18 protein-coding genes are annotated in these 15,160 nt (G+C 58.8%); 9 read left to right on the top strand and 9 right to left on the bottom strand.

Going from position 1 to position 15,160, the window contains the following annotated elements; genetic code table 11:
* Positions 1–2: 2 nt before the first annotated feature.
* The 3 genes from HU730_RS22190 to HU730_RS22180 are packed head-to-tail and all read right to left on the bottom strand — an operon-like array spanning position 3 to position 3,547.
* Complete coding sequence (locus HU730_RS22190; protein ID WP_186527094.1) at positions 3–980, bottom strand: ABC transporter permease; 978 nt, start codon at positions 978–980, stop codon at positions 3–5.
* Positions 977–2,530, bottom strand: coding sequence for a sugar ABC transporter ATP-binding protein (locus tag HU730_RS22185; protein WP_186527095.1), 1,554 nt, complete (start codon positions 2,528–2,530; stop codon positions 977–979). Before HU730_RS22185 ends, HU730_RS22190 begins: the two co-directional genes overlap by 4 nt.
* Before the next feature lie 57 nt (positions 2,531–2,587).
* Complete coding sequence (locus HU730_RS22180) at positions 2,588–3,547, bottom strand: sugar ABC transporter substrate-binding protein (RefSeq protein ID WP_186527096.1); 960 nt, start codon at positions 3,545–3,547, stop codon at positions 2,588–2,590.
* A gap of 564 nt (positions 3,548–4,111) precedes the next feature.
* On the opposite strand from HU730_RS22180, the gene HU730_RS22175 reads away from it, so the two are divergent.
* The 3 genes from HU730_RS22175 to HU730_RS22165 all read left to right on the top strand — a co-directional run bounded on the left by HU730_RS22175 (position 4,112) and on the right by HU730_RS22165 (position 6,402).
* The gene (locus HU730_RS22175) at positions 4,112–5,200 is read left to right on the top strand and encodes an asparaginase (protein ID WP_034128241.1); all 1,089 of its coding nucleotides are present in this window, start codon (positions 4,112–4,114) and stop codon (positions 5,198–5,200) included.
* Between the two features lie 258 nt (positions 5,201–5,458).
* Positions 5,459–5,710 (top strand): DUF1654 domain-containing protein, encoded by a 252-nt coding sequence (locus HU730_RS22170; RefSeq protein ID WP_034128242.1) that lies wholly within the window; start codon positions 5,459–5,461, stop codon positions 5,708–5,710.
* Positions 5,711–5,712: 2 nt separating this feature from the next.
* Positions 5,713–6,402, top strand: coding sequence for an endonuclease I family protein (locus HU730_RS22165; RefSeq protein WP_052199994.1), 690 nt, complete (start codon positions 5,713–5,715; stop codon positions 6,400–6,402).
* A 30-nt stretch (positions 6,403–6,432) separates the two neighbouring features.
* Here the strand turns inward: HU730_RS22165 and HU730_RS22160 are convergent, their stop codons facing one another.
* A complete protein-coding gene (locus tag HU730_RS22160; protein WP_034128243.1) occupies positions 6,433–6,798 on the bottom strand; it encodes a hypothetical protein in 366 nt (121 codons plus the stop codon).
* Between the two features lie 264 nt (positions 6,799–7,062).
* Here HU730_RS22160 and csrA point away from each other — a divergent pair, with 264 nt between their 5' ends.
* From csrA to HU730_RS22145, 3 genes are all read left to right on the top strand, one after another.
* Positions 7,063–7,257 (top strand): carbon storage regulator CsrA, encoded by a 195-nt coding sequence (csrA, locus tag HU730_RS22155; protein ID WP_003192511.1) that lies wholly within the window; start codon positions 7,063–7,065, stop codon positions 7,255–7,257.
* Positions 7,258–7,466: 209 nt separating this feature from the next.
* Entirely contained in the window at positions 7,467–7,727 is a 261-nt protein-coding gene (locus tag HU730_RS22150; RefSeq protein ID WP_057978631.1) for a hypothetical protein, read from the top strand.
* A gap of 93 nt (positions 7,728–7,820) precedes the next feature.
* Positions 7,821–8,117 carry a hypothetical protein gene (locus HU730_RS22145; protein WP_054898326.1) on the top strand — a complete coding sequence of 99 codons (297 nt, stop codon included), beginning with the start codon at positions 7,821–7,823 and terminating at the stop codon, positions 8,115–8,117.
* Between the two features lie 20 nt (positions 8,118–8,137).
* Here HU730_RS22145 and HU730_RS22140 read toward each other — a convergent pair whose 3' ends face one another.
* Positions 8,138–8,815, bottom strand: coding sequence for an HAD family hydrolase (locus HU730_RS22140; RefSeq protein WP_186527097.1), 678 nt, complete (start codon positions 8,813–8,815; stop codon positions 8,138–8,140).
* Between the two features lie 183 nt (positions 8,816–8,998).
* On the opposite strand from HU730_RS22140, the gene HU730_RS22135 reads away from it, so the two are divergent.
* Genes HU730_RS22135 through HU730_RS22125 form a run of 3 tightly spaced genes read left to right on the top strand, consistent with a single transcriptional unit; the run spans position 8,999 to position 11,370 of the window.
* Positions 8,999–9,259: a DUF2790 domain-containing protein gene (locus HU730_RS22135; RefSeq protein ID WP_054898328.1), complete on the top strand. Its 261-nt coding sequence runs from the start codon at positions 8,999–9,001 to the stop codon at positions 9,257–9,259.
* A 42-nt stretch (positions 9,260–9,301) separates the two neighbouring features.
* Positions 9,302–9,973, top strand: coding sequence for a heavy metal response regulator transcription factor (locus HU730_RS22130; protein WP_032896183.1), 672 nt, complete (start codon positions 9,302–9,304; stop codon positions 9,971–9,973).
* The gene (locus HU730_RS22125) at positions 9,970–11,370 is read left to right on the top strand and encodes a heavy metal sensor histidine kinase (protein WP_186527098.1); all 1,401 of its coding nucleotides are present in this window, start codon (positions 9,970–9,972) and stop codon (positions 11,368–11,370) included. The genes HU730_RS22130 and HU730_RS22125 overlap by 4 nt, the downstream gene beginning before the upstream one ends.
* A 12-nt stretch (positions 11,371–11,382) precedes the next feature.
* Here HU730_RS22125 and HU730_RS22120 read toward each other — a convergent pair whose 3' ends face one another.
* The 4 genes from HU730_RS22120 to HU730_RS22105 all read right to left on the bottom strand — a co-directional run bounded on the left by HU730_RS22120 (position 11,383) and on the right by HU730_RS22105 (position 14,299).
* Positions 11,383–11,919: an anti-virulence regulator CigR family protein gene (locus HU730_RS22120; RefSeq protein WP_186527099.1), complete on the bottom strand. Its 537-nt coding sequence runs from the start codon at positions 11,917–11,919 to the stop codon at positions 11,383–11,385.
* Positions 11,920–11,998: 79 nt separating this feature from the next.
* Positions 11,999–12,628, bottom strand: a complete 630-nt coding sequence (pcp, locus tag HU730_RS22115; RefSeq protein ID WP_034128250.1) for a pyroglutamyl-peptidase I — start codon at positions 12,626–12,628, stop codon at positions 11,999–12,001.
* Positions 12,629–12,635: 7 nt separating this feature from the next.
* Positions 12,636–13,586 (bottom strand): DUF979 domain-containing protein, encoded by a 951-nt coding sequence (locus tag HU730_RS22110; RefSeq protein ID WP_034128251.1) that lies wholly within the window; start codon positions 13,584–13,586, stop codon positions 12,636–12,638.
* The gene (locus tag HU730_RS22105) at positions 13,583–14,299 is read right to left on the bottom strand and encodes a DUF969 domain-containing protein (RefSeq protein ID WP_054898332.1); all 717 of its coding nucleotides are present in this window, start codon (positions 14,297–14,299) and stop codon (positions 13,583–13,585) included. Before HU730_RS22105 ends, HU730_RS22110 begins: the two co-directional genes overlap by 4 nt.
* Positions 14,300–15,160 lie beyond the last annotated feature (861 nt).

Here is a 15,160-nt window from a genome sequence, read left to right as displayed (position 1 = left end):
GTTCAGTCCCGCCGACTGGCGCGCTGGCTGCGATAAGTATCGAGGACCACGGCAATCACGATCACGGCACCGGTAATGATGCGTTTAGTCGGTTCCGTCGCGCCGATCTGCGCCAGCCCGGCGGCCAGGACCGAAATAATCAACACCCCGAAGAACGTACTGATGACCGAGCCACGCCCGCCCATCAGGCTGGTGCCACCGATCACTACGGCGGCGATCACTTGCAGCTCCAGGCCCGAACCGGCATTCGGGTCCGCCGCTTCCAGGCGCGAGATCTGGAACAGCGCCGCCACACCAGCCAACAGGCCCATCAGGCTGAACACCAGGACCTTGTAAGGCTTGGGATTGATACCCGCCAGGCGCACCGCTTCTTCGTTGGTGCCGATGCCGATCAGGTAGCGACCGAAGACCGTACGGGTCAGTACCAACTGGGCCGCGATGATCACCAGCAAGGCGATGATGAACGACGGAGAAATACCGAAGGCAATCGGGTTGGACAGCCAGGCAAACGAGTCACCGATATAAGCGGTGCGCGAGCCCGTCATCTGGTAGGCCACGCCGCGGGCCATCTCCAGCACGCCGAGGGATACGATAAATGACGGAATGCGCCAAGCCACCGTGATGGAACCGGTGATGGTGCCGGCCAACGCCGCGCAACCCATGCCCAACAGAGCGGCAGGCAACACGCTCCAGCCCCAGCCCAGGATCGCCACGCTGACTGCCGAGGCCGCCAATGCCAGTACCGATCCCACAGACAGGTCGATGCCGCCAATGATCAGGATGAAGGTCATGCCCACCGCCAGCACCATCAGGTCTGGAATCTGGTTGGCCAGGGTGCTGAAGGTGTCATAGGACAGAAAGTGATCGCTGAGCATCGAGAACAGCGCAATCATCGCCAGCAAGGCACCTGCCAGCCCGAGGTAGGTACCCAGGCCATAGAAGTTGCCGCCAGTTTTACCGGGGGAAATGTTTGTTTTCATGGGGTATTCCTAGGCGCTGCTTCGTTGAGCAGCGCATCACGTTTCTGATAGCCGGCAAAGGCGGCGGCGAGCAATTCGTCCTGGGTCCAGCTGTCACGCTCGAAGGTCTCGATCAGGCGCCCGGCGGACAGCACACCGATGCGGTCACAGATCAGCATCAGCTCACGCAGGTCACTGGACACCACCACCAGCGCTTTGCCCTGGCGGGTCAATTCACCGAGCAAAGCATAGATATCGAACTTGGCACCGACGTCGATGCCGCGGGTAGGCTCATCGAACAGCATTACTGCGCAGTCGCGCTCCAGCCAGCGGCCAATCACCACCTTCTGCTGGTTACCACCCGACAGCTCGGACACCAGTTGCGTCGGGCTGGAACTGCGGATTCGCATGGCGTCGATCTGGCGCTTGGCCAGAGCGGTTTCGTTACGGCTGTTGACGACGCCCCCGCCGGAAATTTCCGGCATGTTGCCCAAGGCGATGTTGGCGCTGATGGACTGGGTCAGCAGCAGGCCTTCGCCCTTGCGGTCTTCGGTGATCAGGGCAATACCATGACCGACCGCGTCCACCGGCGAGCGAATGCTCACCACCTTGGCCGGCGAACCCAAGGCCACGGTGCCGCTGTCGGCCGGGTCGGCGCCGAAAATCAGGCGCAGCAATTCGGTGCGGCCGGCGCCGATCAGGCCGGAAATTCCATAGATTTCACCGGCGCGCACTTCAAAGGACACATCGCGGACCTTGTCCGAACGGGTCAGGCCCGTCACGGTCAAGGCCGGGCCTCCGATGGTGCGCGGGCCCAAATCGATGTGTTCACCCAGTTCGCGACCGACCATCAAGGTCACCAACTGCTCACTGTTGTAATTGGCCATCGGCTCGACGCAGACCAGCTTGCCGTCGCGCAATACCGCAATGCGCTGGGCGACACGGGCCAACTCTTCGAGCCGGTGCGAAATATAAATGATCGCCACGCCTCTAGCCTGCAGGCGCGTGATTTGTTCAAACAGCATCTCGACTTCACGAGCAGTAAGCATCGCCGTGGGCTCGTCGAGGATCAATACATGGCAGTCGCCGATCAGGTTACGAGCGATCTCGACCATTTGCTGGTGACCAATGCCCAGGGTGCCTACCAGTGTGTCCGGGTCGATCGCGTCCAGGCCGACTTGGGCCATGGCTTCGATCGCGGCTTTGCGCAATTGTTTGCGGCTGATCCAACCACAGCGGCTCGGCAGGTTATCCAGGAACAGGTTTTCAGCCACGGTCAGCGTCGGCAGCAGGTTGAGTTCCTGCATGACCATGCGCACGCCCAAGGCTTCGGCCTGGGTGCGGCTGGCGGGGCGATAATCCTGACCGTTGAATTGCATGTGCCCGGTGGTGGGCGTGACCAGGCCGCCGATGATCTTCGACAAGGTACTTTTGCCTGCGCCGTTCTCACCGGTCAGCGCCAACACTTCCCCGCGATTGAGCGTCAGGGTGATGTCGGACAGAACCGGTTGGGCATAGGTCTTACCGATACCGCTGACCGAGAGGACAGCGTTCGGGGCGGAAGATGACATAGGAAAATCTCCAGGCGCCCGCTCAGGACGAGCGGGCGCTGTTGGGTACTGCCAGGATTACTGCTTGATGACGAGTTCGACCGGGGTTTCGATCACGCCATCTTTGGCATCGACTTTCTCACCCTTGACCAGCTTCAGCGCGTTCTGGATACCGAACACGGCTTGCTGGGCGGCGGCCTGGTCAGCGGTGGCCAACACGCGGCCGTCCTTGAGCATTGGCTTGATCGCGTCAATGTTGTCGTAACCTACCACCAACACCTTGCCGGCCTTGCCTGCCGCACGCACGGCGGAAACAGCGCCCAGGGCCATGTTGTCGTTACCGGCCAACAGCGCCTTGATATCCGGCGTTTCGCTCAGCATCGCTGCCGCGATTTTGTTGCCTTGGTCGATTTCCCAGTTACCGGATTGGGTGGAAACAATCTTCATGCCTGCCGCGTCCATCGCATCCTTGAAGCCTGCGGTGCGCTGCTGGGCATTGGTGGTAGTGGGTACGCCCTCGATGATGCCGACCTTGTCACCGGCGGCCAGTTGCTTGGCCAGGTAGTCGCCCACCAGCTTGGAGCCTTTGCGGTTATCCGGGCCTACAAACGGAATATCGAGGTTTTTGCTTTTGAGTACTTCCGGGTCCAGGCGATTGTCGATGTTGACCACCTTGATACCGGCATCGGAAGCCTTTTTCAGCACACTGGCGAGTGCCTTGGAGTCGGCGGGAGCAATGACAAGCGCATCAACCTTGGCGTTGATCATTTCGTTGACAATGGCGATCTGCGCGCTGGTATCGGTTTCGTTCTTGATGCCGTTGGAGATCAACTTGAATTCTGTTGGGTGCGCTTTCTGGTAATCCTTCGCACCGTCGGTCATGGTGACGAAAAACTCATTGGCAAGGGACTTCATGACCAAACCCACGGTAGGCGTTTTGGCAGCGTCCTCGGCAAATGCAGAAGAGAGAGGCAAAGCGGCGGATGCGGCAGCAAGCACAGCAACAGCAAGAAGACGTCCAGCAAATGGCAGCTTCATGGGTTCACTCCGATCTTATGATTATTGTGAGCAACGCCTGCACCGAAGAGCCCTTCGGCAGCCCTCCCACCTGGGCGGCTGATACGAGCTGTCACGATGCGCCAAGGGCGCAGTGAAACATCTCGCAAACGTTTGCGTTGAGCAAACTATGAGAACCTTGTCGAGATTTGTCAACGGTAGCAGCAAGCCTTTCATTGGCGCCCTCCAAGCTCTCCCTTGAGCCACCGACCGCTGATACGTTTAAGCCAGCTCGCCGTTTCTGCCGTTCGCTGAAACGACAGACTGCACTGCGAATGATCGACCACAGCGCTCGGACATATCGTGATCGCTTTCGGACAACCGAACACCACAACCCTTCGCGTTCGGAAAGCCGGACAGCGCCAAGCCCCATGAAACTAAAATCTTAGGTTAAGTTGTTTTAAATCAATAAGTTAATTTATAAAAACCAACATGCTCAGTCTGGTACAAATCCTGCTCTTTCTCAGCACCTCGCGGCGTTCAGAACCGCCCGGGTGTTCTAGATGAACCTGCTACAGCACTCATCAAAAACCAGAGAGAAAAATAATGAAATCTGCATTGAAGAACGTCATTCCGGGCGCCCTGGCCCTTCTGCTGCTGTTCCCCGTTGCCGCCCAGGCAAAGGAAGTCGAAAGCAAGACCAAACTGTCCAACGTAGTCATCCTCGCCACCGGCGGTACCATCGCTGGCGCCGGCGCCAGTGCTGCCAACAGTGCCACCTACCAGGCGGCCAAGGTCGGCATCGAACAACTGATCGCCGGCGTTCCTGAGCTTAGCCAGATCGCCAATGTTCGCGGCGAACAAGTGATGCAAATTGCGTCGGAAAGCATCAATAACGAAAACCTTCTGCAACTGGGTCGCCGTGTCGCCGAATTGGCCGACAGCAAGGACGTCGACGGCATCGTGATCACCCACGGCACCGACACCCTTGAAGAAACCGCCTACTTCCTGAACCTGGTGGAAAAAACCGACAAGCCTATCGTGGTGGTCGGTTCCATGCGCCCAGGCACCGCGATGTCGGCGGACGGCATGCTCAACCTGTACAACGCCGTTGCGGTCGCGGGCAGCAAGGATGCACGGGGCAAAGGCGTGCTGGTGACAATGAACGACGAGATCCAATCTGGCCGCGACGTCAGCAAGATGATCAACATCAAGACCGAAGCGTTCAAGAGCCCATGGGGCCCGCTGGGCATGGTCGTCGAGGGTAAATCCTACTGGTTCCGCCTGCCGGCCAAGCGTCACACCATGGATTCTGAGTTCGACATCAAGACCATCAAAAGCCTGCCTGACGTTGAAATTGCCTACGGCTATGGCAACGTGAGCGACACTGCCTACAAGGCATTGGCCCAAGCGGGCGCCAAAGCGATCATTCACGCCGGTACCGGTAATGGGTCAGTATCGTCCAAGGTCGTTCCAGCGCTGGTGGAATTGCGTAAACAAGGCGTGCAGATCATTCGCTCTTCCCACGTCAACGCCGGTGGCATGGTTCTGCGTAACGCCGAACAGCCAGACGACAAATACGACTGGGTCGCCGCCCTTGACCTGAACCCGCAGAAAGCCCGCATCCTGGCCATGGTCGCCCTGACCAAGACCCAGGACAGCAAGGAACTGCAACGGATCTTCTGGGAATACTAATCCCTGCTGATTCATCTGTAGAAAGATGCTTTTGTGGCGAGGGAGCTTGCTCCCGCTGGGCTGCGAAGCGCCCAAAATACTTGCGGGCGCTACGCACCCGAGCGGGAGCAAGCTCCCTCGCCACATTCAGCCCCTCTCCCCCCGAACTTCAACAAACTCCCTGATTCGCTGTCAGACGAACTTCTTGAAATTTAAGCAGTTGCGAAATTGCCTACAGTTAAATACTGTATGTGCGTACAGCCAATTAAGGAATGCTCTGTGGCAAAGCCCTCTTCCGCAGCACCTGCAGCGCCTGACGCCTATCAGCGCCTGGCTATCCGCGTGCAAAAAATCATCAATTCGACCAACGCGCAGAAAGCCAAGGCGGCGTTGATCTTCCGTTTACCCGAGGAACCGGAGAACGATTGGCAACGTTTACTGGAAGAGATTGCAGAGAATGACAACGTCACCCTCGCCTATCGGGACGACGGTGGCGTGCAGATTTTTTGGGTTGTACCGAAGGAAGATTGATTGTGAGTGCCCGTTTTATTGCTGTGTGCTGTCTGTTTTTAACCTTCACTGCCAACGCCCAAGCCCCTCGCACCTTTAGCGAAGCCAAGAAGATCGCCTGGAAGCTCTACGCGCCGCAATCCACCGAATTTTATTGCGGCTGCAAATACACCGGTAACCGGGTGAACCTGAAAGCCTGCGGTTACATCCCCCGCAAAAACGCCAACCGCGCTGCACGCATTGAGTGGGAACACATCGTGCCGGCCTGGCAAATCGGACATCAGCGCCAATGCTGGCAAAATGGCGGGCGAAAAAACTGCACGCGCCATGATGAGGTGTTCAAGCGCGCCGAGGCAGACCTGCACAACCTGGTGCCGAGCATCGGCGAAGTGAATGGTGACCGTAACAACTTCAGTTTTGGCTGGCTGCCGGTGCAAAGCGGGCAGTACGGCTCATGCCTGACCCAGGTGGACTTCAAGGCGAAGAAAGTCATGCCGCGCCCGTCCATTCGCGGGATGATCGCACGCACGTATTTTTATATGAGCAAGCAGTATGGCCTGCGCCTGTCGAAGCAGGACCGGCAATTGTATGAAGCCTGGAACAAGACCTATCCGGTGCAAACCTGGGAGCGCCAGCGCAACCAGACAGTGGCGTGCGTGATGGGACGTGGTAATGAATTCGTCGGCCCGGTCAACCTGAAGGCCTGCGGCTGACTGTGGGCGGGGGCCCGCCCACTTCGCCCGCTACTGCGCAGCCTGGTGTTCGATAATCTCCGACACGGTGTCGTTTTTCTTGGCCCGCGCCATTTTTTCGTTTAGCAGCGCCTGCTTGGCTTCGGCCTCGGCTTTGGTCGCGAACGGCCCCAATAGCACCTCATCCTTGCCGTCGACTTTCACGATGTAGAAATTGAACCCGTGCTCCAGCAACCAGGCGGTCAGGTCGGTGATCGCCTGCAGCTTATGGTCCGGCGGGCCGACCCGTATATCCCATTCCTGAGCGGCAATCGCACCGGTTTGCGGCAGGCTTTCGGTCACGGCAGGCTTGGCCTTGGGGGCGTCGACCGACTTACCTTCACCGCATCCGGCCAACGCCAACACCACAATTGCCATCGCTACTTTACGCACTGCCCTGCTCCTTTGAGGATCAAAGAGGCAACTTTACCATTCACTGTCTATTCTGGCCGTCATAAACGTTGGCTTAAACAATGCGAATCATGTATCGCGACCTGTATGATACCGCCATGGGAATTAATGTCGCCTCTATGCGTCCTAGAAAGAGGCAGTCACAGGGAAGCGCTTCGCAGTAAGCTACACACATCCGACACCTACCCTGTCTGAAACATGTGTCCTTAAAAGTAATTCAAGGAGAAGTCCATGCTTATACTCACCCGCAAAGTCGGTGAAAGCATAAACATCGGTGATGACATTACGATCACCATCCTGGGCGTTAGCGGCCAGCAAGTACGAATCGGCATCAACGCACCTAAGGATGTTGCCGTGCATCGCGAGGAGATTTACCAGCGTATCCAGGCCGGCCTGACTGCACCTGACAAAAACCAGACGCCTTGAAACGCCTCCAGTAGCCAGCCTTTTCGTTCACTGTAACGGCTGGCGAAAACCCAATTGGCCTGTTCGCGCTTCCCGGGTGACCAGCGCACGTTGAGCCCTTCCTTCGCTGCAAGATGAAACTGTCAGGGCATCCGGAACTTGTCGCGCTATTGGCAGCCCAACTTCTGACACTTTATCCTGCCGTCCGAGTGCATTTCGGGAACACGTCGATGAGGCCAGCCGCGTCGCAACCGCTTGTTTCAAGATCCTGGATGATCGCCCTGCTGATAGGGCTGGTCTTCGTGGCACTCGGGTGCTGCTTGAGAATGGAAGTGGAAGGGGCCGATCCCGACACCCATTCCTGGTTGGATCTTGCGCTTCTGCTCTGTGGCTACCTGCTTGCGTTCTGCCTCAAGCCCATCCAGAAGGTGATCTTGCGCAAGCTGCGTCAGCGCGCCGCTCATCGCACCCATGGAAAAACCGCACGTTGAGGGCGTTTACCTGTTATCGGATCGCCGGTATTTACAGCGCCGCCGCACCACCTATCATTGGGCTTGCGCAGTCAGTCAAAGGTGCAGATACAGATGGATACCCTCAGTAAAGCCCAGATCGAGTCAGCACTGGCAGCGCGCCTGCCCAGCTATACCGTTGAGTGCACGCTGCATGCCGACGGTACTCTCTCAGCCGTTCTCAGCGGCCCGGGAACCGATCACTTCGCGATTACCGGCATCGTGCGCGCGCATTATCACGGTACAGAAGCCATCAACCGGCTCGCCACCGAGATACTCAGGGAAATGGTGGTGTCGCGCCAGGGGATGAAAAACAGCCGACTGCAGGCACTGTCCGATCCCATCGACTGCATGGAAGGCCGAGACCGGTAACGGGCTCGGCCTTCCACGTATCATGGCGCCAACGAACTTAAGGACAGCAAGCCATCAGCCCCACGCTCGGCTTTCAACGCACCGTATTGCTCGATGCAAGCATGGGCGGTCACCATCGGCGCCACGTGTGTCGAGGTCACCACCATGATATCCGCCCCCGCCGCTTCCCCAGCCTGAATACCCACTGTGGCGTCCTCGAACACCAGGCAGTCCTGCACCGGCACGCCCAGGCGCCGAGCACCCAGCACATAACAGGCCGGATCGGGCTTGCCCGTCTTCACATCTTCGGCTGTCACCAGTACCGCCGGCACGGGGATGCCCGCTGCTTGCAGCCGGCGCACGGCCAATGCCTTTGGCGCTGAGGTGACCAACGCCCATTGATCGACGGGCAGGCTCGCCAAAAACGCCACCGCGCCGGGAATCGCCACGATGCCTTCGACATCGTCCAGCTCAGCCTCGGTGATCCATTGGGCTTCTACCTGCGGATCGACGCCCGGCAATGCCTGGCGGGTGATCGTATCAATCGCGCGGGCGCCATGAATGGTGTGCAGAAACGCCTCGACATCCAAGCCATGCCGTGCAGCCCAGATGCTCCAGACGCGCTCCGCAGCGGCAATGGAGTTGAGCAGGGTCCCGTCCATATCGAACAGAAAGGCGCGGTAACGCCGGGTAAATACATTTGGAGTTGGGCTGGACACTGCGCGGCTTCCTCATGGGCTGGGCCCTGCAATCTACGGATCACCTCGACGCTTGTAAACGCCGAGTCCTGGCCCGTCACCTCCAAGTAAAAAATGACGAACTTGTCATGATCCTGTTGGTTGGCTGTTGGGGTCGCCTGGTTACCGTGAGCTCACTACCCACCCGGAACGTGAGACACCACCATGAAACTGATTGCCCTGGGCTTCGCCGCTTTGCTCGCCACTGGCTCGGCATTCGCTGCCGATACCGCCCCCGCTACCAACGTGATCCACGACAAAACCGGCTTCTTCGTGCACCTGGATGTCGCCAGGGTGCTGTCGAGCACCGACACCTACGGCCAATGCGGGGTTGTGCCGGCGCAACTGCGCTATCTGGACCACCAAGACCGCGAACATGTGCTGGATTACCAAGTCCAGGGCACCGGTTGCGCCAATGACAATTGATCGGGCTACACTGGCGCAACTTATTGGAGCAGAGCACCTTCCATGAACATCCTCGTAGTCGAAGACGAACCCAAGGCCGGTAATTATCTGCTCAATGGCCTGCAGGAGCTCGGGCATTGCGTAAGCCTGGCCCGCGATGGCGTGGACGGCTTGCACCAGGCCCTTGAAACGCCGTTCGACGTGATCGTACTGGACGTGATGATGCCGAAAATGGATGGCTGGGAAGTGCTGCGCCGCCTGCGCAAAGAAGCCGATACGCCGGTGCTGTTCCTCACCGCCCGCGATGACATCGCCGACCGCATCAAAGGCCTTGAGCTGGGTGCCGATGACTACCTGATCAAGCCCTTTTCGTTCGCCGAACTGGTGGCGCGCCTGCGTACCCTCAACCGTCGTGGTCCGAGCCGGGATGAAGAGCAACTGCAAATCGCCGACCTGCACATTGACGTACTCAAACGTCGGGTCACCCGCGCCGGCACGCGCATTACCCTGACCAACAAAGAGTTCGCCCTGCTGCATCTGTTCGCGACGCACCAGGACCAGGTGCTGTCCCGCTCGCTGATTGCTTCGCGGGTATGGGACATGAACTTCGACAGCGACACTAATGTGGTGGATGTCGCCGTGCGCCGCCTGCGCCTGAAAATCGACGACCCGTTCCAGCTCAAGCTGATCCACAGCGTGCGGGGCATTGGCTACCGCTTCGATACCCAGCCATGAACCGTCAACACCCTTACTCCCTGACCCTGCGCCTGGCGTTGATCTTCGCCCTGCTCGCCTTCGCCTTGCTGGCCACCCTGGGCGTGGCGCTGTACCGGGAACTGGAGCGCGAACTGATCCGCCGCGATGACGCCGCGCTGATATCCCGGGTGGACCAGTTACGCAACCTGCTCAACGACAGCAATACCCTGGACCTGATCAAGACCAAGCCAGAGCTGTTCCAGAACATGTTGGGCAACCGCGAATCCGTGCTGAGCATTGCCGCCCCCGACAAACAGCCACTGCTGCTGGTAAACCCGGGGAATATTGAGTTGCCGTCGATCCAGCCGCTGCCCAAGGATCACAAACTCATGTTGAGCGACGTGCAACATTTGCCAGGCCTGAACGGTATTCCCTTCTCGCTGGTGGCCGTGGCTATCGACTCCGGCGACCTGGGCAGCCTGCAAATCACCAGCGGCCGCCTGATGACCGAGCGCACCGCGGTGCTCGCCAGTTATCGACTCAGCGTATACATCCTGGCGAGTATCGCCGCGATCATCCTGGCGCTGGTGGGTTACCTGCTGGTTCATCGCGGCTTGCTGCCATTGCGCCGCCTGGCCCGGCATGCCCAAGGGATCGGCGTCAGCAACCTGGCCGAACGGCTCGACAGCCACGGCGCACCGAAAGAGTTGCTGCCCATGATCGACTCGTTCAACACCATGCTTGAACGCCTGGCCAAAGGCTTTGTACAACTGGGCCAAGTGTCCACCGACATGGCCCATGAACTGCGCACCCCGATCAACAACCTGCTCGGCGAAACCCAGGTTGCCCTGCAGCAGCAGCGCAGCATCGAGAGCTACCAGCAACTGCTGGCCTCCAATGTCGAAGAGCTGGAACGCCTGGCGCGAATGCTCGACAACATGCTGTTCCTGGCCCGCACCGACCCCGCCAGCGCACTGCGCCAACGCCAGGCGCTGGACGCAGCGGATGAAGTGGAACGCATCGCGGATTACTTCGAGGGGTTGGCCGGTGATGTGGACATGCACATCACCGCCTTGGGCGAAGGGGTGATTTGGGCTGAACCGATGTTGCTGCGCCGTGCCCTGGCCAACCTGTGCGCCAACGCCATCAAATATGGCGCGCCGGGCTCGGAACTGAGTATCCAGGCAGTGCCGGATGGTGCGGGCATCAACCTGAGGGTCAGCAACCACGGCCAGACGATCCCGGCCGAGCACCTGCCGCGGCTGTTCGAACGGTTCTACCGGGTGGATGAATCCCGCGAGCGGTCAGCCCAGTCCAACGGCCTGGGACTATCGATCGTGGCGACCATCATGCAGCTGCATAACGGGCGGTACCGCGTAAGCAGTGAAGACGGCGTGACCTGTTTTGAGTTGTTTTTCCCCGGCCGTGAAGCCTGAGGGCGCTGCGACTCAATCAAACGCACCGTTCAGAACTTCGTAGATGATACCGGTCGCAATGGCCACCAATATCAAGTCGGTTCCCGCTTGCTGCCACTCGTAACCGTCGTAGCGAGGCAACTGCCCCAGCAAGCGGCCGTCCAGCTTCTTGGCAATGCCGGGCGGCAGGGGCTTGCCGCGTGCCAGGTTTTTCTGAATGCCAGGCGGCAAGGCTGGCCCTGGGCGCCAATAATCGCGGTGACCGCCCAGCACGTTCAGTACAAGACCGCGATCAACGCTGAAGTCATTTCTGGATTGGCCGCCCTTGTCTTTGGCCTTACCCGGCCCGCCCTGGGCATTACCTTTGTTATTACCGTGACCTTTGCCGTTGTCCTGCCCACCATAGGCATCACCCTTGCTATTGCCTTGGCCTTTGCCCTGCCCACCGTAGACATCACCTTTATTGTTACCCTGGCCTTTGCCATTCCCTGGATCTGCAAAGGCAAGGCCACTGGTCACGGACAGTGCAAGGGACAACGCAACCGACACGAACTTCGTACGCTTTAACATGGCGACTTCCCAAGGCAAATATGTCCTTGAACTGTAGTTGAAATCGCAACACAGCGTACCCAAACAACAGCGCCTGCCGTCAGCTCACCTGACCACCACTCAAGGCGATATCTACCTGGGTTTGCCAGGCTGCCAACGCCGCCACACGCAACCCCTCGACTATTGTCGATAGCGCCATCGAAGGCTCGCCCGCGTCAGGCAAACCAGGTACGTGAATAAACCCACTGCGCACCCCAGTCCCCACCAAGGCGTGCTGCAAATGATAAAACACCTGGTTGCACACAAACGTCCCCGCCGTCTGCGATACCGAAGCCGCGATACCCGCCTCACGTACCGCCTTGACCATGCCCTTGATCGGCAACGTCGAGAAGTACGCCGCCGGGCCGCCATCCACTACCGCAATATCAATCGGCTGCGCCCCCAGATTGTCGGGAATACGCGCATCGTTTACGTTGATCGCAACGCGCTCGACGGAAATATCACTGCGCCCAGGCCCCAGGCCCGTGGCGATGACCATTGCCGGCCGCAGTTCGTTGATCAACTGGAGCAAGGTTTCGGCCGCAGTGGCAAATGCGCAGGGCAAGCAATGCGAAACCATTTGCACCCCCTCGCACAGCTGCACACCGTCCAACTGGCGCACGGCCTCCCAAGAGGGGTTCACCGCCGCCTTATCAAAGGGCTCGAAGCCCGTCAGCAATACGTTTTGCACAGTCGCCTCACATCAACAGATAGAGCAGCACGATATTGACCACCAGCATCATCAGCGCCGTGGGTAGTTGGGCTTTGATCACCGCATTTTTATCCGGCAGCTCCAGTAGCGCCGCCGGTACGATATTGAAGTTGGCCGCCATCGGCGTCATCAACGTACCGCAATAGCCAGAGAACATGCCAATCGCCGCCATCACCGCAGGGTTGCCGCCGTAAATCCCCACCAGCACCGGCACGCCGACGCCACCGGTCATCACCGGAAAGGCCGCAAAACCATTGCCCATGATCACGGTAAACAAGGCCATGCCCAACACATAGACCATCACCGCCACCAACTTGTAGTCCAGGTTGATGTAGGTGGTGGTGACATGAGCGACCGCCGTGCCCACCCCGGCCTCATTGAACAACAGCCCGAGCATCGCCAGCATTTGCGGAAGCACCATGGCCCAGCCCAGGGCTTCGGTCAGGCGACGGGATTCGCGTAACGCTTGTACCGGCGTATCCCTGGTCAGCCAGCAGGCCAGGCCAAGGGCGATCAGGCAACCGATGCCGAGGGAGACAAAGGTGGTGTTCTTCGGGTCCAGCAGCGGTACACCACCGATTTCGGTGTGTTTGAGCAACACTGAGCCAATCACCGTGGTTAGCGGAATCGCCAACGCCGGAATGAACAATTTGTGGCCCAGGCGCCCGGCACTGGCGCGGGACGCCTTGTCGTGCAACTCGGCATGCTGGCCACGACCAACGCCGCCCAAGCCCGCAATCAATGCCATCACCACCACACCCACTCCGATGACCACCGAAGGCAGGCGCTCGCCTATAAGGAACGGTACGGCGAACAACAACCAGAACAGCGCACTGGACCAGCGCTTGGGGTGGGAACGGTCGAGCAGGATCATGCCGGCGGTGATCAGCAACAGCACGCCCGCCAGCCAGTACAGGTATTGAATGGAAATAATCATTGAGCAGCCTCCACCGGAGCGGTGGCCGAGCTCATTTCGTGGGTCAAGCGCCGGTCGAAACGATGCAACCGGATAGCGTGAATGATGAAGGCGCAGATCGCCGTCGGGATGCCCCACACCGCAATGTGCAGCGGCTCCACATCAATCCCCGAGCCAAGCAGGAAGGTGTGCATCAACGCAATCGCACCAAAGGCCACGAAGATGTCCTCACCAAAGAACAACCCGACGTTGTCGGTGGCAGCGCACATGGCCAGTACCTTGTGGCGCAGCTTATCCGGCAACTTGCCATAGCGTTTTTCCGCTGCGCCCTCGGCCATCGGCGCCAGCAGCGGCCGCACCATCTGCGGATGCCCACCCAGGCTGGTCAACCCCATGGCCGCCGTGGACTCACGCACAAACAGATAAATGATCAGCAAGCGCCCGACCGTGGCGCGTTCGAAGCGTGCAATCCAGTTCTGCGCATGCAGGCGCAGGCCATGGCGTTCCAGTAGGCCAATCACCGCCAGCGGCAATAACAGAATCAGTTGCAAGGCACGGGTCTGAAGGAAGCCATCGCCCATGGTGGCTAGGATTTTTTCCAGCGGGAACTGGGCGGCAAGCCCGGTGGCGATGGCGGCCGCGGTGACCACCAACAGCGGATTGAAGCGCAATACAAAGCCGACCACGATGACAAGTACGCCGATCAACGGCCATAAGTTCACAACAGTTTGCATGGCGGGGAGGTCCTTTAGTGCGCGCTGCGGCGCCATTACAGCAGGATGTGGGCAAAGGGCTCACAGCGTGAAAGTGGCGTGCAGTCGGCTCGGTTTTTTATTGTTGACCTGGAAGGTCGAGCGTCAGTGGCGCAACTTTGCTGCCTGGGGCCGGGGGTGTCCAACAAGAAAAATTGTTGCTGCAAACCAATAATTTTTGTGGGGGGATGGCTTCGGGCGGTACGGTGCCATGCAGAGATTCAGCGCAGTTTTTTTGGAAATATCGCGAGGATGAACGCGCTATGGCGTCGGCAGGGAAAATTCCTGATCAGCGCCTATACTCCACGATGCAGATGTGTGTACTTGGAGTTCATTCACGGCGTCATGCCGACAATGAGGGTTCCCGCTATGTATGCCGGACAAATGAGTAGTATGGCGACCACGCTTGGCGAAATACGCTGCCAGCTGTTCGCCCAGGTAATTTGCCTGCTGGCGGTGGCGACGCTGTTCGCCTGATCGAACATTCAAGCCCTGAAAGGACGCCGCTCGGCGTCTTGGCTTTCCTTTGCCCAAATTTCAGGCAACAAAAAAGGGCCCACCTTTCGGTGAGCCCTTCTAGACCGCCCAGCAGAGCGGATTTTGTTTGGTAGGCGCGATTGGACTCGAACCAACGACCCCCACCATGTCAAGGTGACCCCGGAACGCTCGTAAGCATTTGATATATATAGAAATCACGCGTATTTAGGCTAGGCCAAAAACAAGCTTATAGCCCTATAAGAATCAATAATTTAGCGTTGTATATTGCTACAGTGATTCCCATCCCGGCGTCCTGCCGACGAACACCACTCCCCAAACCTGCAACACCTCGATTACTGTACGCAC

The organism is Pseudomonas sp. SWRI22 (assembly GCF_014268395.2).
GTDB lineage: Bacteria > Pseudomonadota > Gammaproteobacteria > Pseudomonadales > Pseudomonadaceae > Aquipseudomonas > Aquipseudomonas paracarnis.
Note: the sequence above shows the minus strand (reverse complement) of the source record. Positions and strands in the feature narration are given on the sequence as shown.